Consider the following 15,518-nt stretch of genomic DNA (forward strand, 5'->3'; position numbering starts at 1 on the left):
GTGCGGGGCTGGGGGAGGTATCCGTCGTGCCGGCCAAGTCCGGGCCGCTGGTGGTGGCGCAGCCGGCAAGAACCAGCAGGCTGCCCAGCAGCAGGGTGTGTAGCAGTTTCATCAGAAGACGTTTTTCCATTGGCGCAGGCCGGCCAGCACGCTGGCAGGGTCCTGCTGTCTCACCTGTGCGTCGAAGCCTGCGGCGGCCGCGGCCACCGCGGATTCGCGCGTTCTCAGAAAGGGATTGATGGAGCGCTCGGTCTCCATCAGGGATGGCAGCGTGGGCCGACCGGCCTCGCGCAACGCCTGACAATGCCGCTGGTAGTGAGCCAGGGTTTCGTTGTTTGGTTCCACGGCCTGGGCAAAGCGCAGGTTGGACATTGTGTACTCATGTGCGCAGCACACCAGTGTATTGCCCGGCAGCGAGGCCAGATCGTCCAGCGATTGCTGCATCTGCTGCGCAGTGCCCTCGAACAGGCGGCCGCATCCCCCGGAAAACAGCGTGTCGCCGCAAAACAGCACGGGCTGTGCCTGTGCCGCCGTGCTGTAGAAGGCAATGTGGCCGCTGGTATGGCCTGGTACATCGATGACCTGCCAGGGGCCGCCCAGTGCCTGCACGGCATCGCCTCCCTGCACGCGCTGAACGGGTTCGGGCAACTGCTCGTAGGCAGGACCCCAGACCTGGGCGCCCGTGGTCTGGTGCAGCTGGGCCACGCCACCGACATGATCGGCATGGTGGTGGGTGACTAAAATGCCCTGCAGCTGCAGGCCCAGCCGGTGCAACGTGGCGAGCACGGGCGCTGCATCGCCGGGATCGACGACCAGGGCCTGCCCGGCGTCATGCAGCAGCCAGATGTAGTTGTCGGAAAAAGCAGGAATGGGCAACAGGTTCATGAGCAGCAAAATTATAGGGATGCATCACTGGACGCAATCTGCCCTCGGCCACTACCTGCTGGAATGGGAGCAGCAGCGCTGCGACGAGGCGGTGGCCGATATTTTCGGCTATCACAGCCTGCAGCTGGGCATGCCCATGCTCCAGGGGCTGCGTGCCAACCGCATGCCGCACCGCTGGCTGGCGCTGGATTCCACGCAGGATGCGGCGCCAGCGGACGGCGCTGCCCCGCTGGAGGTTCCCGTGGCGCTGCTGGCCGATCCCGCCGCGCTGCCATTTCCCGAGGCCAGCCTCGACCTGGTCGTGATGCCCCACACGCTGGAGACCTCGCCGGACCCGCATGCCGTGCTGCGCGAGGCGGCCAGGGTGCTGATGCCTGAAGGCCGCATCGTGGTGTGCGGACTCAATCCTGCCAGTTTGCTGGGCGTGCAGCGGCGTGCCGAGCGTGGCGTGTACCTGCCCGATGTGGGCTGGGGCGTGGGTTACTGGCGGCTGCGCGACTGGCTGCGATTGCTGGCCTTCGAGATCGAGGCCGTGCAATTCGGCTGTTATCGTCCCGCCGTGCAGACGGATCGCTGGCTGCGCCGTTGGCAGTTCATGGACCGCGTGGGACGGCTGGGCTGGCCCATGCTGGGCGGTGTGTACTGCGTGGTGGCCGTCAAGCGTGTGCCGGGTGCGCGCATGCTGGAGCCTGCCTGGCGCGGCCGCGCGGTCGTGTCGGGCGCCACGGTGCCGGTCGCCCGTCGCATGCAGGCACAGGCCGCGCCCGACGGTGATCTGCATTCCAACCGGCCTGGCGGCCGGGCCATTCATATCAAGGATTTTTTTTGAATCAAGTTGTTATCTATACGGACGGTGCCTGCAAGGGCAATCCGGGTCCTGGTGGCTGGGGCGTGGTGCTGGAGGCTGGCAGCGCCAGGAAGGAGCTGTTCGGCGGCGAGCTGAACACCACCAACAATCGCATGGAGATGATGGCCGTGATCGAGGCGCTGTCTGCGCTCAGGCGGCCCTGCGACGTGGTGCTCTACATCGACAGCCAGTACGTGCTCAAGGGCATCACCGAGTGGATCCACGGCTGGAAGGCCAAGGGCTGGAAGACGGCCTCCAAGGAGCCCGTCAAGAACGTGGAGCTGTGGCAGCGGCTGGACGCCCTGGTGCAGGGTGGCGGGCACCGCATCGACTGGCGCTGGGTCAAGGGCCATGCGGGCGATCCCGGCAACGAGCGCGCCGACGCGCTGGCCAACATGGGCGTGGATCAGGCGCTGGGACGCTGAACGCCTTGTGCGGGACAGGTGCAATGCCTGTCCCTTGCTCCTCTTCCCGAGGACTACCTCAAACGCGGTAGATGAAAACCCCAGACACAGGACTCGATGGGTGCGGCTAATATTTCCATAAGTGGAAATTAATGTGCGCCCTGCCAGGCATCTTCCGTGGCGTGGTGTTTGAAATTGCCACTTGTGGAATTTTTAAACCATCTCACGATGAAAGAGCCTTGCGATGAAATACAAAGCAATTGCCGCATTGGCGATGCTGGGCGGCGCGGGAGCGGCGCTGGCCCAGAGTTCGGTGACGCTGTACGGCAGCATGGACCTGACCATGCCCTGGATCAGCGATGTGCGAGGGAGCCGGCTCACGCGCATGGATTCGGCCATCTCCCAGCCTGACCTTTGGGGCCTGCGCGGCTCCGAGGACCTGGGGGGCGGCCTGAAGGCCTCGTTCCAGCTGGAAAACGGATTCCTCACGGACATCGGCTCGCCGATCTCGCCCACCAGCTACTTCAACCGGGCTTCCTGGGTGGGCCTGGACAGCGCTTCGCTGGGCACGCTGCGGCTGGGGCGCCAGGTCGATTTCACGGCCGGCACGCTGAGCCAATGGGGCAATGGCTACCAGCTCTACAACTTCTATCTGTACCACCCGGGCAACCTGGACGGCCTGTCCAGCCAGTTCCCCGTGGACAACTCCGTGGTCTACCTGACGCCGCGCATGGGCGGTATGCAGTTCGGCGCGCAGTATGGATTTGGCGAGGTGCCGGGCCGCTCGCAGGCCAACCGTACCTACAGCGTCATGGGCAGCTATTCCAGTGCCAAGCTCAATCTGGCCGTGGCCTACACCGATGCGCGTGGCCGTGCCTTCGATATCGCCGGGCGCACGGGCCTGGCGAACGCGCTGGGCCAGGACCTGGTGGCGGGCCGGCCGCTGGTGCTCGATACCTTCCAGGTGCTGGGCATCGGCGGCGGCTACCAGCTCGATGCGCTTCCGGTCCGGCTCAACGCGCTGCTGACGCGCTCCACGCTCAAGTACGGCGCAGCCTCCAGCCACATGAGCGCGCTCGACCTGGGCCTTGCCTGGCAGACCAGCCAGGCGGTGACCATCAACACCGGCTACTCCTTCAGCCGTTTCGAGCAGACGAAGTGGAACCAGGTCCACCTGGGCGCGCGCTACGCCTTCTCCAAGCGCACGCAGTTGCATGCCTCGGTCACGCACCAGCGCGCCTCCGATGGCGTGGCGGCGATGAATTCCGTGGGCGTTGCCAGCGGGCGCACGCAGACCGTGATTGCGGCAGGCATACACCACTCGTTCTGAGAGGCATGAGACATGCAGCCCGGTCGATGCGGGCGCATTGGAGACCCCACGATGAAATTCACCCTCAATTCCCGAAGCGTGGCCTTTGACGGCGACGGGCAGACCCCCTTGCTGTGGGTGCTGCGTGACCACTTCAAGCTGCCGGGCACCAAGTTCGGCTGCGGCATCAGCATGTGCGGGGCCTGCACGGTCCATGTCGATGGCGAGCCCGTGCGTTCCTGCGTGCTGCCCGTCTCGACGGTGGGCGGCAAGGCGGTAACGACCATCGAAGGACTGTCCAGCAACCGCTCCCACCCCATCCAGAAGGCCTGGATGGACAAGGACGTGCCGCAGTGCGGCTACTGCCAGTCCGGCATGGTCATGGCCGCTGCCGCACTGCTCAAGGCCCATCCGCAGCCCACCGATGCGCAGATCGACGAGGCCATGACCAATCTGTGCCGCTGCGCCACCTACCACCGCATCCGGGAGGCCATCCATGCCGCAGCGTCCAAGCAATGAACGGGGCCGCGTGGCCGATTCGGCCATCTCGCTGCGGCGCAGGCACCTGCTCCAGAGCGCCGCTGCGCTGCTGGTGGCGCCTGCTGCAGGCAGCCTGCTGATTCCGCTGGCGCAGGCCGCGCCGCCGGCAGCCGGTGCGGCGGCGGCAGCAGCCATCGGCGACTGGGTCTGGATCGAGCCTTCGGGCCAGGTGGTGATCGGCGTTTCGCAGTGCGAGGTCGGCCAGGGTATCTACACAGGCCTGCCCCAGGTGCTGGCCGATGAACTGGATGCCGACTGGGCCAGCGTGACCGTGCGCTTCGTCACGGGGCGCGACGCCTACCGCAACGATGCGGGCGAGATGCCGTTCCAGCAGTTCGTGGGTGCGTCGATGTCGATGAACTATTTCTATGAACGCATGCGCCTGGCCGGCGCCCAGGCGCGCGATGTGCTGCTGCGCGCCGGCGCAAGCCGCCTGGGTGTGCGTGCCTCCCAGTGCATGACGCGTGCCGGCCGCGTGCTGCACCCCGCGACGGGCCGCAGCGTGGGGTATGGCGAGATCGTGGCTGATGCCTCCAGGCTGCCCCTGGCCGCGCGGCCGCGCATGAAGTCGGCTTCCGAGCAGGGCCTGATCGGCCGCAACCTGCGCCGTGTAGATACGCCTTCCAAGGTCGACGGCAGCGCGGTGTTCGGCATCGATGTCGAGGTGCCCGGCATGCTGATCGGCGCCGTGCGCATGGCGCCCAGCGTGACGGGGCGCATCGTGCGCATCCGCAACGAGGCAGAGGTGCGCGCGCGCCCCGGCGTGCATGCCGTCGTGCGCACCACGCAGTGGCCCGACCCCGAGCCCAGCACCGTGGTCGTGGTGGCCGATTCGTACTGGATTGCCAAGCAGGCTGCCGATGCGCTGGACATCGAATTCGACGCCGGCGCGGCGGCAGCCGTGGACAGCGAGCGCATCCATGCGCAGTTCGTCGCAGGCTTGTCGAACGACAAGGCTGTCGTGGCCCGCAGCCTGGGCAAGCCGCGTGAAGTGCTGGCGGCCGGCAAGACCATCACGGCCGACTACCACTCGCCCTACATCACGCACGCCACCATGGAGCCGCTGGCCGCCACCGTGCATGTGCGCGACGGCGAGGTCGAGACCTGGGGGCCGTACCAGGGCCAGGACTTCCTGCGTGGCGAACTCGGCAAGGCCTGCGGCGTGCCTGCAGACAAGGTGATCGTGCACACCACGTTCCTGGGCGGCAGCTTCGGGCGCAAGTACATGCCCGACTTCGCCCTGCATGCGGCGGCGGCGTCCAAGGCCGTGGGCCGGCCCGTCAAGGTCATCCGCTCGCGCGAGGACGACATACGGCATTCCTACTACCGGCCCGGCGCATCGGGGCGCTTGAGCGCCGTGCTCGGCGCCGACGGCATGCCGGCCGCTCTGCATGCGCGCATCTCGGGCCAGTCGCTGTACGGGGCCATCAACCCCAAGAAGATGGCCGATGCCGGCGGCTGGGACGAGACCATGGTCGAGTCCATCTACGACCTGATCTACGGCGTGCCCAACCTGCTGGTGGATGCCGTGGACGTGCAGCAGCCCATACCGCTGAGCTACCTGCGCAGCGTGGGCACCACGTCCAGCGTGTTCTTCCTGGAGAGCTTCATCAGCGAACTCGCCCACACCGCAGGCGTGGACGACTACCAGTACCGGCGCCGCCTGCTGGCCGGCCAGCCGCTGGCGCTGGGCGTGCTGGATGCGGCGGCGCGCGCCGCGCGCTGGGAGCAGCCCGCGCCGGCAGGCCTGCACCGCGCCATGACCTTCAACGTCTACACGGGGCGGGGCGAGAGCTTCCAGACCTTCGTCGCACTGGTCATGGAATTGCGTGTTGTGCAAGGCCGCGTGCGGCTGGAGCGTGCCATCTGCGCCATTGATGCAGGCCGCGTGGTCAATCCGGGCCTGGTCAAGGCCAATGTGGAAGGCGGCATCGGCTTTGCGCTGACCAACACCTTCAAGAGCCGGCTGGACTTCGACAAGGGCGCGGTACAGCAAAGCAACTTCCACGACTACCCGCTGCTGCAACTGTCCGAAATGCCCCGCGTGGAGGTGGTCCTGGTCGAAAGCGACCGGCCGCCCCAGGGCTGCGGCGAAGTGGCCCTGGGCCCCACGGCGCCTGCCGTGGCCACGGCCATGTTCCATGCCACGGGCCGCCGGTTCCGCTCCATGCCGCTGCCGCAGGACATCGCGTCCACCTGATCACCACCCCAACCCCGGCTTTTTTTGAGAAAAGGAATTTCATGCAAGTCGAACACATCACCCCGTGCATAGGATCGGAGATATACGGCATCGATCTCTCGGACCCGGCGCAGGTGCATGACCATGCGGACGCGCTGCGCAAGCTGCTGGCCGAGCGCCAGGTCATCTTCTTCCGCGACCAGACGCTGGACCCTGCGCAGCAGGTGCGCGTGGCCCAGGTGTTCGGCAAGGTCGAGCCCGTGTCCTCCACCTTTCCCTCGCACCCGGACGATCCCCATGTCGAGCTGCTGATCAGCCAGGGCACGCGCACCGGCACCGACATCTGGCATGCCGACCTGACCTGGCAGACCAAGCCGCCCGCCGGTGCCTGCCTCTACGCCGTGGACGTGCCGCCCACGGGCGGCGACACCATGTGGGCCAGCATGACCACGGCCTTTGCTTCGCTGGCGCCCGAGCTGCAGGCCTATCTGCGCACGCTGCGCGCCACCCACAACTGGGAGGCGCCGGCCCTGAGGCAAAGCCTGATGCGCCGCGATCCCTCGGGCGAGGCCTATCGGGCCACGCGCCTCAAGCATCCGCCGCTGGAGCAGCCCGTGGTCCTGGTGCACCCGGTGACCTGCCTGCCCGTGGCCTTTGTGAACTCGCTCTACACCACGCACATCGAGGGCGTGACCAGCGACGAGAGCGCGGCGCTGATCGCCATGCTCAGCGGCCTGGCCAAGGTGCCTGAGTGGCAGGTGCGCTTTCGCTGGCGCAAGGGCTCGGTGGCCATCTGGGACAACCTGGCCACGCAGCACTACGCGGTCAACGACTACCACCCCGCAGCGCGGCGCATGCACCGCGTGGCGATACGCCAGGCGTGAGCCCGGCCCCGGCCTTTGCTGAAAATGACAAAACCCACGATGAAAGCCCATCCCATGAAAGCGAAACGCAAAACGCTTGCCCTAGGCATGGCCCTGGCCATGGCCCTGCTGGCCGGTCCTGCCCAGGCGCAGGCCTATCCCCACAAGCCCGTCACCATCGTCGTGGCCTATCCCGCAGGCGGTGACACCGATGCGCTGGCGCGCCTGCTGGGCGAGAAGCTGTCGGCCCGCATCGGACAGTCGGTGCTTGTGGACAACCGCGCAGGCGCCAGCGGCACCATCGGCAGCAGCTATGTGGCCAAGGCGCCGGCCGATGGCTATACGCTGCTGCTGGCGCCCAATACCTTTGCGATGGCCCAGCTGGTGCTCAAGCTGGGCGCAGGCCACGGATATGACGTGCTCAACGGATTCACGCCCGTGATCGAGGTCGGCTCCACATCGCTGTTCCTTGTCGCCGGACCCGGCGCGGGCGTGCGCACGCTCAAGGAGGCCGTGTCCGCGAGCCAGGGCCGTTCGCTGGGCTACGCCACCCCGGGCAATGGCTCGCCCATGCACTTTCTGGGCGAGATGGTCCGGCGCGCCACGGGCGCCCGCTTCGAGTCCATCCCCTACAAGGGCGTGGCGCCTGCGGTCACGGACGTGGTGGGCGGCCATGTGCCCTTCACCTACAGCACGCTGGGCTCCATCGCGCCCTACCTGCCCGGCGGCAAGCTCGTGGCGCTGGCCGTGGCCGACGCCCAGCGCTCGCCGCTTGCGCCTGACGTGCCCACGCTGGCCGAGCTGGGCTACAAGGACGTGGAGCTGACGGCCTGGTACGGCCTGTTCGGCCCCCGGAACATGCCTGCCGACGTGGTCAGGCTGCTGAATACGCACCTGAACGAGGTCCTCAAGATGCCCGACGTGGTGGCACGCATGGCCACGCTGGGAACCGTCCCTGTGGGCGGCCCGCCGCATCGCCTGGGCAAGACCAATGCCAGCGACTTCGAGCGCTTCGGGCGGCTGGTCAAGGAGCTGGGCATACAGTCCGACTGAGGGCGGCGCACCGGACGAAAGGAGGGAGCAGCGGGCGCCGGCGCAAGTCAATCCGGGTGGTGGCCCGGGTGTGGTGGGTGGTCTTGCGCCGGCGCATCCTGCCTGATGCGCTCGGCCAGCAGGTGGGACATGAAGCGCAGATAGTGCTCGACCTGCTGGTCTGCCTGCGGCCCTTCCCCGAACAGTTCGGCCAGCAGCGGCCGTGCCGTGGGCAGGAAGGCCGAAATGCTGAGGATGGCCAGGTGGATGAAGCGCGGGTCCACCTGTGCCGGGTGGCTGGCCTGCGCTCCGTCCATCAGCATGGTCGAGGTCAGCTCCAGCCCGCGCCGCGTGATGCGCTGCAGCGGCGTGCCCGAGGGCGGAGGCTCTTCTTCGCTTTCATAGTGGTAGATCTCGGACAGCGCCAGCCGCTCGAACTGCGGGTGCTCGCGCATGAAATCCAGCCGCAGCAGCAGGCGCTGGTAGACGCGCTCTTCCACCGTGCCCTGCGTCCTGAGCGCCACTTCCATGCGGTTTTGCAACTCGCGCATCAGGGACTCCGTCACTTCCTGCAGCAGTCCCTTGAGGCTGCTGAAGTAGTAGCGCACCAGCGCCCGCGTGACGCCGGCCGCCGCCGCGATTTCCAGAATGCTCAGTTGCTCCGGCGTGCGGGTCTTGAGCAGGTTGACCGTGGTCTGCAGGATGATGTCCCGGCCGACGGCATCGTCAGCCAGCGGGCGGCCGCTGTTGCGGCGGGGCTTCTTGGGCGCGGAATCGGCAGGCTTCTTTTGGGACGGCATGCGGGCCATTGTCGGCGATACACAGGCAGCGGCTGCGCCGCAAGTGTCAGGGTTGGGCGGTGATGCGGGCCAGCGCGTCCTCGATCTCGCGGGCCTGCTGGGGCCGCACCAGCCTTTGCACCTCCTGCCCGTCACGCAGAAAGACCAGGGTGGGCCAGAGCTTGACGCGGTAGCTGCGTCCCAGGGCCCTGCCGGGGCCGTCTTCCACCTTGATGTGGGCCACCTGCGGGGCGGCATCCAGCGCCTGGGCAATCAGCGGTTGCGCGCGCTGGCAGTGGCCGCACCAGGCGGTGCCGAACTCCAGCAAGGTAGCGCCGGGCCGCGTATCGACGGTGCTGCGATCGGGGGCGTCGGTCAGGTGCTTGGACTGGAAGGGCATGGGGCAATCTCCTGTCAGGGAAAGGCCTGCAGCGGCAGGATGGACACGGTTTCGCCGGCTTGCACGGCAGCGCGCTCATGTTCGAGCACGATGAGGCAGTCGGCCTCGGCCATGGAACTGAGTACGCCCGAGCCCTGCGGCCCCGTGGTGCGCACCATGCAGCGGCCATCGGCGCCCTTGGACAGAATCCCGCGCTGGTACTCGGTGCGGCCGGGCCGCTTGGACAGGGCCTGCGCAGCCACAGCCTGGGGCAGGGCGGTCGGTTCACCGTCCACGGCGGCGGTGCCCATGAGCTGCAGCAGCGCCGGTCGTACAAAGACCAGAAAGCTCACCATGGCAGCCACGGGATTGCCGGGCAGGCCGATCAGTACCGTGGTGCGTGCCGGTGGCCGGCTGGCGGCAAATGGCGTGCCCGCATCGGGCTGCAACAGGCCCACGGCCAGCGGCCGGCCCGGCCGCATGGCCAGGCGCCAGAAATGAACGCTGCCCATGCGTTGCAGCATGGCGCGCGTATGGTCGGCCTCGCCCGCGCTGATGCCGCCGCTGGTCAGCACCACGTCGGCCAGGGAGGCGGCTTCGCGCAGGCGCTCCTGCAAGGCTTCGGGCTGGTCGGCCACCACGCCCAGGTCCAACACCTTGACGCCCATGCGCTGCAGCAGGCCGATGAGGCTGAAGCGGTTGCTGTCGTAGACCGCCCCTTCGCGCAGCGCCGTGCCGGGGTGCAGGATTTCATCGCCCGTGGAGAAATAGGCCACGCGCAGCCGCCTGCGAACATGCACCTGAGACTGGCCCAGGCTGGCGATCAGGCCCAGGGCTGCCGGATGCAGGCGCTGGCCCGCCGCCAGCGCCACGCAGCCCTGGCTCAGATCCTCGCCGCGCCTGCGGCGGTTGTCTCCGGTGCGCACGCTGCCGGCGGGGATGCGTACATGGTCGGGCGAGGCCGCATCGGCGGGCTCGGTGCGTTCGTGCGCGATCACCGTGTCCAGACCGGGCGGCAGCACGGCGCCCGTCATGATCTTGATGCACTCGCCCGCCCGCACCGTGCCATGCCAGGGCTTGCCGGCCAGGGCTTGGCCGACCACGCGCAGCACCAGCTGGGCGCCGGCCTGCAGCTGGCTGCCGTCGAAGGCATAGCCATCCATGGCGGCGTTGTCATGTGCGGGCACGTCGATGGGGGAGACGATGTCTTCGGCCAGCATGCGGTCCAGCGCGTCGGCCAGCGCCAGTGTTTCCACATCCGCCACCGGGCCCAGGGGCTGCAGCAGGCTGGCCAGCTGGGACAGTGCCTGATCAACGCTCAGGTCCTGGGCGGAGGCGATGGGGGCGGAGGCGGGCTGGAAGGTGGCGGTCATCAGAACGGAATCCGGTGGGGCAAGGCCGGTCACGGCGGCGTCACGGGCACACAGGCCGCGGCCTGCGCCAGGGCCTGCAGCTCCTGCTGCGTGTTGGCGTTGGCAAAGGCCAGCGGGCTGTCGTCCGCGCGATCGAAGAGGGCGGTGGCGCAGCGGTGCTGGCCCGTCCAGGCATCGATCTTGCGGCCGCCCGAACGTATGAAGGACTGCAGGCTATCACGCAGCGATGACCGCATCAGGCAGAACACGGGCTGGGCCCGCAGCCTGGATTGATCTGTATCAAGCGAGCGTTCCCAGCCATGGGCGACGACGATGTCGGCCGCAGGCTGCTGCGCCAGCGCAGCCTGCGCGAGCCGCTGTACAAGGTCCTGGGGGAACAGCGGCGTGTCGCAGGGCACGCAGACCAGCCAGGGTGTCTGGCAATGGGTGAGGCCGCTCAGAAAGCCGGCCAGCGGGCCGGGGTAGTCGGGTTCGGCATCGGGCCAGACCGGGGCGCCATAGGGGGCGCCCAGTTGCGCATAGGCCTCGGCATGGCGATTGGCGTTGAGCATCAGATGCCCGACCTGGGGCGCAAGGCGGTCCAGCGCATGGGCTGCCAGCGGCTGGCCCAGAAAGGGCTGCAGGCCCTTGTCGATGCCGCCCATGCGCATGCCGCGCCCGCCTGCCAGCACGCAGCCCGTGATGTCGCTCAAGGGCAGGGTGTCGGGCAGGGAGGAAACGGGCATGTGTGGCTTGTGATGGAGAAACCGAGGGGAAAGGGAAAGGGAGCCGCGCGCGACGCGCGGGCTCAGCCGCCGATGTAGCTCATCTCTATGCGCCTGCGCTGCGTGTCCGTGCTGGACGGCAGGCTGGCGCGCAGTTCGGAATAGCGGTCGGTGCGCTGCTGCCAGATGGGGGCCAGCGCGGCTGCCACTTCCTCGTCGCTGGCGCCGCTGCGCAGCAGGCTGCGCAGGTCCCAGCCTTCGGAGGCGAACAGGCACAGGTACAGCCGGCCCTCGGTGGACAGGCGCGCACGGTTGCAGTCGCCGCAAAAGGCGTGGGTGACGCTGCTGATCACGCCGACCTCGCCCAGCGAGGGATCGTGCAGGCCCTGCGCATCGGCATATCCCCAGCGCACGGCGGTCTCGCCCAGGCTGCTGGCCTGCAGCGGCACCAGGGGCAGCTCGGCGCGCAGCCGGGCGATGACTTCGTCGGAGGGCAGGACCTCGTTCATGCGCCAGCCGTTGGTCGCGCCCACGTCCATGTATTCGATGAAGCGCAAGGTCACGCCCGTGCCCTGGAAGTGGCGCGCCATGGGCAGGATCTGGTCCTCGTTGGTGCCGCGCTTGACCACCATGTTGACCTTGATGTTGCCCAGGCCTGCCGCCTGGGCCGCCTCGATGCCGGCCAGCACGTCGGAGACCGGGAAGTCCACGTCGTTCATGCTGCGGAACACCGCGTCGTCCAGCCCGTCCAGGCTGACGGTGACGCGGTTCAGGCCGGCCGCCTTGAGCGCCCGGGCCTTGCGCGCCAGCAGCGAGCCGTTGGTGGTCAGCGTCAGGTCCAGCGGATGGCCGTCGGGCGTGCGCAGGGCAGACAGCTGCTCCACCAGCGTTTCCACGTTCTTGCGCAGCAGCGGCTCGCCGCCGGTCAGGCGGATCTTGCGCACGCCATGCTGCACGAACAGGCGGGCCGTGCGCGTGATCTCCTCGAAGCTCAGCAGCGAGCCGTGCGGCAGGTAGCGGTAGTTCTTGTCGAAGACTTCCTTGGGCATGCAGTAGCTGCAGCGGAAGTTGCAGCGGTCGGTGATGCTGATGCGCAGGTCGCGCAGCGGCCGGCCAAGCCTGTCACGCAGATCGCCGGTGGGCGCCTGCAGCAGTCTTGGCACGGTGGCCGGGCGCGTGGGGGCGCGCTCGTCGACCAGGGGGATCACTCGTTCTGCCATGCCCGCGATTTTGCCCGAATGCCTATGTCCAGGCTCTGCGCAAGCCTGCAGATCTTGATCTGCGTCTAGACGCAGCGCGCTCCGTCCACCTCGATGCAGGTGCCGCTGATGAAGGCCGCCTCGTCGCTGGCCAGATACAGCGCGGCATTGGCCACGTCCAGCGCCGTGGAAAAGCGGCCCAGCGGAATCGTCGCGCGAAAGCGCGCGCGGCGCTCCTCGTCCACGGGGCCGCCGGCAAACTCGGCGGCCAGGCCTGTGTCGGGGTTGAAGACGGGGTTGATGCAGTTGACGCGGATGTTCTCCGGGCCCAGTTCCGCGGCCATGGACTTGCTGGTCACGATGACGGCGCCCTTGGAGCCGTTGTACCAGGTCAGCCCCGGGCGCGGGCGCAGGCCTGCCGTGGAGGCGATGTTGATGAAGCTGCCGCCGCCGGGGCGGCCATCGGCCATCGGCGGATTGGCGCGCATGGCCGGCACGCCGTGGATGGCCGAGAGATAAATGCTCTTGACGTTGATGGCATAGACCCGGTCGAACTCGGCCTCGCTGACTTCGAGCATGGGACGGTTGCGGTGCGTCCAGCCCGCGTTGTTGACGAAGACATCGAGCCGGCCGTGGGCCTGCAGCGTGGCGGCCACCAGGGCCTTGACCTGTTCGCCCTGCGTCATGTCCGCCTGCACATAGAGCGCGCGGCCGCCCACGGCGTTGATGGCCTGTGCCACGCGCGTGCCGGCCTCGCGGTCGATGTCGTTGACGACGATATGCGCGCCTTCGGCGGCCAGCCGCATGGCGATGCCGGCTCCTATGCCGCTGCCGGCGCCTGTGACGATGATGGATTTGTCCTGGACACGCATCGGGCTTTGCTCCTCGGTCGGGGGTCAGGCCCCCTGGGTTTCGGTGGTTGCTGTGGTCGCCGGGGTCGGGGCCACGCCGCCTGTGCCAGGCTGCCAGCCCACGAACTGCGGGTAGTAGCGCGCCACGCCGGGGCCATTGAAGTCCCAGCCCAGGCATTGGCCCAGGTGGCGTGGCGGCTGGTTGGGGTCGGCATCGCCAAAGACGCCGGGCACGGACTGGAAGGCGGCCGTGGCCATGTTGAACAGCAGCTCGCGCAGATGCGTGCAGCTGGCCACGCCGCCCAGGTTCTCGTTGATGGCCTTGCGCCATCCGCGCGCCATGCTGCAGCCGACCATTTTCTGCAGGGCCCGCGTGGCCTCGGGGCAGTGGCCCAGCGGATGGGAGTCCATGACGACCTCGATGGCCTGCACCGCCAGGCGGGCATCGACCGTGGTGCGTATCCACATGTGGTGTATGGCCGTGCCGGCCGGCATGTGGCGGCCGCCGCTCAGTTCGATGTCATGGGTCTTGCTGTCGCGCAGCTCGCCTTCGATGTCCCAGAGGCCATCGGCGCGGGCGTAGCTGCGGTAGCGCACGTCGCGTTCATGCTGGGGCGTGCGGTCGGGAACGGGAGACAAGGGCATGGGGAATTCTTCTTTCTGTCGCGTGCGGCCGGCTGGCGCCGGGCACCTTGCGATTTTCCGTCATGCGCCAGGATCAGCCATGCCGTATGGCGACGGTCTTCAGCGTGGTGAAGCCATAGAGCGCCTCGAAGCCCTTTTCGCGGCCATGGCCGCTGGACTTGACGCCGCCGAAGGGCAGCTCCACGCCGCCACCCGCCCCGTAGTTGTTGACGAAGACCTGGCCGCAGCGCAGGCGCCGCGCCAGGCGCAGCTGGCGCGCGCCGTCACGGGTCCACAGGCCGGCCACCAGGCCGTAGGCCGTGCCGTTGGCCAGTTGCACGGCATGGTCCTCGTCATGGAAGGGCATGGCGCAGAGCACGGGGCCGAAGATCTCTTCCTGCGCCAGCCGGTGCTCGGGTGGCACGTCGCGCAGCAGGGTGGGCGCCTGGTAGAAGCCGCTGTCGGGCGCATGCTCCACGATCTGGCCCTGCGCCACCACGGCAATGCCTGCCACCTGGGCGTCGGACAGGAAATCCCAGACACGCTGCTGCTGGCTGGCGCGGATCAGCGGACCCAGGTCCAGGTCCATGGCGGCCGGACCCACGCGCAGCGCCTCGAAGGCCTGGCCCAGGCGTTCGAGCAGCGGCTCGTAGATCAGCGAGTCGATCAGCACGCGCGAGCCTGCCGAGCAGGTCTGGCCGGCGTTCTGCACGATGGCGTTGACGATGGCCGGCACGGCGGCGTCCAGGTCCGCATCCGCGAACACGATCTGCGGACTCTTGCCGCCCAGCTCCAGCGTGACGGGGCAGTGCCGTTCGGCCGCAGCCTGCTGGATCAGCGTGCCCACGCCGGGGCTGCCCGTGAAGCTCAGGTGGTCCACTCCTGGATGGCGCGCCAGGGCCTCGCCCACCTCGTGCCCCAGGCCGGTGACCACGTTGAAGGCGCCTGCCGGAAAGCCGACCTCGGTGGCCAGCCGCGCCACGCGCAGCACGGACAGGCAGGCGTCTTCCGAGGGCTTGACCACGCAGGTATTGCCCGCGGCCAGCGCCGCGCCCACGCTGCGGCCCAGGATCTGCATGGGATAGTTCCAGGGGACGATATGGCCGGTCACTCCGTGGGGTTCGCGCCAGGTCAGGGCGCTGTAGCCTTGCTGGTAGGGCAGGGTCTCGCCGTGCAGCTTGTCGCAGGCGCCTGCATAGAACTCGAAGTAGCGCGCCAGCGCCAGCGCATCGGCGCGGGCCTGGCGCGTGGGCTTGCCGCAGTCGCGCTGCTCGATGGCCGTGAGTTCATCGGCATGCTGCAGCACGCTGCCCGACAGGCGCATCAGCAGGCGCCCGCGTTCGGCGGCCGAGAGCTTGCTCCAGACGCTGTCCTGGCATTCGCGCGCAGAGCGCACGGCCAGGTCGATGTCCTGGGGCGAGCCGCGTTGGAGCTCGTCGAAAGCCTGCCCGTCCGACGGGTCCAGCACGGGGATCGTGCGTCCCGATTCCGTAGGCACGGACGCATTGCCGATGTGGTGGTATTGCATGGAGCCCGATTGTGGGGCGCCC

General features: G+C 68.3%; 16 protein-coding genes. 7 read left to right on the forward strand and 9 right to left on the reverse strand.

The window, feature by feature from the left end:
* Nucleotides 1-111: 111 nt before the first annotated feature.
* Nucleotides 112-885, reverse strand: coding sequence for a hydroxyacylglutathione hydrolase (gene gloB / locus GRX31_RS26140; protein WP_047326767.1), 774 nt, complete (start codon nucleotides 883-885; stop codon nucleotides 112-114).
* Between the two features lie 19 nt (nucleotides 886-904).
* On the opposite strand from gloB, the gene GRX31_RS26145 reads away from it, so the two are divergent.
* The 7 genes from GRX31_RS26145 (at nucleotide 905) to GRX31_RS26175 (ending at nucleotide 8,080) form a co-directional block, all read left to right on the forward strand.
* The gene (locus tag GRX31_RS26145; RefSeq protein ID WP_160855587.1) at nucleotides 905-1,714 is read left to right on the forward strand and encodes a class I SAM-dependent methyltransferase; all 810 of its coding nucleotides are present in this window, start codon (nucleotides 905-907) and stop codon (nucleotides 1,712-1,714) included.
* Complete coding sequence (gene rnhA / locus GRX31_RS26150) at nucleotides 1,711-2,157, forward strand: ribonuclease HI (RefSeq protein ID WP_016447441.1); 447 nt, start codon at nucleotides 1,711-1,713, stop codon at nucleotides 2,155-2,157. The genes GRX31_RS26145 and rnhA overlap by 4 nt, the downstream gene beginning before the upstream one ends.
* Before the next feature lie 223 nt (nucleotides 2,158-2,380).
* Entirely contained in the window at nucleotides 2,381-3,466 is a 1,086-nt protein-coding gene (locus tag GRX31_RS26155) for a porin (protein ID WP_034365538.1), read from the forward strand.
* 51 nt (nucleotides 3,467-3,517) lie between these two features.
* Nucleotides 3,518-3,964 (forward strand): (2Fe-2S)-binding protein, encoded by a 447-nt coding sequence (locus GRX31_RS26160; protein WP_017404538.1) that lies wholly within the window; start codon nucleotides 3,518-3,520, stop codon nucleotides 3,962-3,964.
* Nucleotides 3,942-6,185 carry a xanthine dehydrogenase family protein molybdopterin-binding subunit gene (locus tag GRX31_RS26165; RefSeq protein WP_160855571.1) on the forward strand — a complete coding sequence of 748 codons (2,244 nt, stop codon included), beginning with the start codon at nucleotides 3,942-3,944 and terminating at the stop codon, nucleotides 6,183-6,185. The genes GRX31_RS26160 and GRX31_RS26165 overlap by 23 nt, the downstream gene beginning before the upstream one ends.
* A gap of 41 nt (nucleotides 6,186-6,226) precedes the next feature.
* Nucleotides 6,227-7,048, forward strand: coding sequence for a TauD/TfdA dioxygenase family protein (locus tag GRX31_RS26170; protein WP_016451352.1), 822 nt, complete (start codon nucleotides 6,227-6,229; stop codon nucleotides 7,046-7,048).
* Nucleotides 7,049-7,102: 54 nt separating this feature from the next.
* Nucleotides 7,103-8,080, forward strand: coding sequence for a Bug family tripartite tricarboxylate transporter substrate binding protein (locus GRX31_RS26175; protein ID WP_202396724.1), 978 nt, complete (start codon nucleotides 7,103-7,105; stop codon nucleotides 8,078-8,080).
* A gap of 47 nt (nucleotides 8,081-8,127) precedes the next feature.
* Here the strand turns inward: GRX31_RS26175 and GRX31_RS26180 are convergent, their stop codons facing one another.
* The 8 genes from GRX31_RS26180 to GRX31_RS26215 form a co-directional block, all read right to left on the reverse strand.
* Complete coding sequence (locus GRX31_RS26180; RefSeq protein WP_223275354.1) at nucleotides 8,128-8,859, reverse strand: TetR/AcrR family transcriptional regulator; 732 nt, start codon at nucleotides 8,857-8,859, stop codon at nucleotides 8,128-8,130.
* 46 nt (nucleotides 8,860-8,905) lie between these two features.
* On the reverse strand, nucleotides 8,906-9,238 hold the full coding sequence (locus GRX31_RS26185) for a thioredoxin family protein (protein ID WP_160855573.1): 333 nt from the start codon (nucleotides 9,236-9,238) through the stop codon (nucleotides 8,906-8,908).
* Between the two features lie 14 nt (nucleotides 9,239-9,252).
* Nucleotides 9,253-10,590 carry a molybdopterin molybdotransferase MoeA gene (gene moeA, locus GRX31_RS26190; protein ID WP_160855575.1) on the reverse strand — a complete coding sequence of 446 codons (1,338 nt, stop codon included), beginning with the start codon at nucleotides 10,588-10,590 and terminating at the stop codon, nucleotides 9,253-9,255.
* A gap of 29 nt (nucleotides 10,591-10,619) precedes the next feature.
* Nucleotides 10,620-11,315 (reverse strand): molybdenum cofactor guanylyltransferase MobA, encoded by a 696-nt coding sequence (gene mobA, locus GRX31_RS26195; protein ID WP_016451355.1) that lies wholly within the window; start codon nucleotides 11,313-11,315, stop codon nucleotides 10,620-10,622.
* A 62-nt stretch (nucleotides 11,316-11,377) separates the two neighbouring features.
* Nucleotides 11,378-12,514 carry a GTP 3',8-cyclase MoaA gene (moaA, locus tag GRX31_RS26200; protein ID WP_016447431.1) on the reverse strand — a complete coding sequence of 379 codons (1,137 nt, stop codon included), beginning with the start codon at nucleotides 12,512-12,514 and terminating at the stop codon, nucleotides 11,378-11,380.
* A 65-nt stretch (nucleotides 12,515-12,579) separates the two neighbouring features.
* Complete coding sequence (locus GRX31_RS26205; protein ID WP_016447430.1) at nucleotides 12,580-13,365, reverse strand: SDR family oxidoreductase; 786 nt, start codon at nucleotides 13,363-13,365, stop codon at nucleotides 12,580-12,582.
* A 24-nt stretch (nucleotides 13,366-13,389) separates the two neighbouring features.
* On the reverse strand, nucleotides 13,390-13,989 hold the full coding sequence (locus tag GRX31_RS26210; protein WP_017407387.1) for a DUF2889 domain-containing protein: 600 nt from the start codon (nucleotides 13,987-13,989) through the stop codon (nucleotides 13,390-13,392).
* A gap of 73 nt (nucleotides 13,990-14,062) precedes the next feature.
* Nucleotides 14,063-15,496, reverse strand: coding sequence for an aldehyde dehydrogenase family protein (locus GRX31_RS26215; RefSeq protein ID WP_016447428.1), 1,434 nt, complete (start codon nucleotides 15,494-15,496; stop codon nucleotides 14,063-14,065).
* Between the last annotated feature and the right edge of the window lie 22 nt (nucleotides 15,497-15,518).

The sequence above is a fragment of the Delftia sp. CH05 genome (genome assembly GCF_009827015.1).
In the GTDB taxonomy this organism is placed as follows: Bacteria; Pseudomonadota; Gammaproteobacteria; order Burkholderiales; family Burkholderiaceae_C; genus Comamonas; species Comamonas tsuruhatensis.

Bases quoted from the DNA above. Each gene is read 5' to 3' on its own strand.
- GRX31_RS26215 (WP_016447428.1), bottom strand. From the start codon at position 15,496: ATGCAATACCACCACATCGGCAATGCGTCCGTGCCTACGGAATCGGGA.
- GRX31_RS26210 (WP_017407387.1), bottom strand. From the start codon at position 13,989: ATGCCCTTGTCTCCCGTTCCCGACCGCACGCCCCAGCATGAACGCGAC.
- GRX31_RS26175 (WP_202396724.1), top strand. From the start codon at position 7,103: ATGAAAGCGAAACGCAAAACGCTTGCCCTAGGCATGGCCCTGGCCATG.
- GRX31_RS26185 (WP_160855573.1), bottom strand. From the start codon at position 9,238: ATGCCCTTCCAGTCCAAGCACCTGACCGACGCCCCCGATCGCAGCACC.
- GRX31_RS26180 (WP_223275354.1), bottom strand. From the start codon at position 8,859: ATGCCGTCCCAAAAGAAGCCTGCCGATTCCGCGCCCAAGAAGCCCCGC.
- gloB (WP_047326767.1), bottom strand. From the start codon at position 885: ATGAACCTGTTGCCCATTCCTGCTTTTTCCGACAACTACATCTGGCTG.
- GRX31_RS26205 (WP_016447430.1), bottom strand. From the start codon at position 13,365: ATGCGTGTCCAGGACAAATCCATCATCGTCACAGGCGCCGGCAGCGGC.
- GRX31_RS26145 (WP_160855587.1), top strand. From the start codon at position 905: ATGCATCACTGGACGCAATCTGCCCTCGGCCACTACCTGCTGGAATGG.
- GRX31_RS26165 (WP_160855571.1), top strand. From the start codon at position 3,942: ATGCCGCAGCGTCCAAGCAATGAACGGGGCCGCGTGGCCGATTCGGCC.
- GRX31_RS26160 (WP_017404538.1), top strand. From the start codon at position 3,518: ATGAAATTCACCCTCAATTCCCGAAGCGTGGCCTTTGACGGCGACGGG.
- GRX31_RS26170 (WP_016451352.1), top strand. From the start codon at position 6,227: ATGCAAGTCGAACACATCACCCCGTGCATAGGATCGGAGATATACGGC.
- moeA (WP_160855575.1), bottom strand. From the start codon at position 10,590: ATGACCGCCACCTTCCAGCCCGCCTCCGCCCCCATCGCCTCCGCCCAG.
- mobA (WP_016451355.1), bottom strand. From the start codon at position 11,315: ATGCCCGTTTCCTCCCTGCCCGACACCCTGCCCTTGAGCGACATCACG.
- GRX31_RS26155 (WP_034365538.1), top strand. From the start codon at position 2,381: ATGAAATACAAAGCAATTGCCGCATTGGCGATGCTGGGCGGCGCGGGA.
- moaA (WP_016447431.1), bottom strand. From the start codon at position 12,514: ATGGCAGAACGAGTGATCCCCCTGGTCGACGAGCGCGCCCCCACGCGC.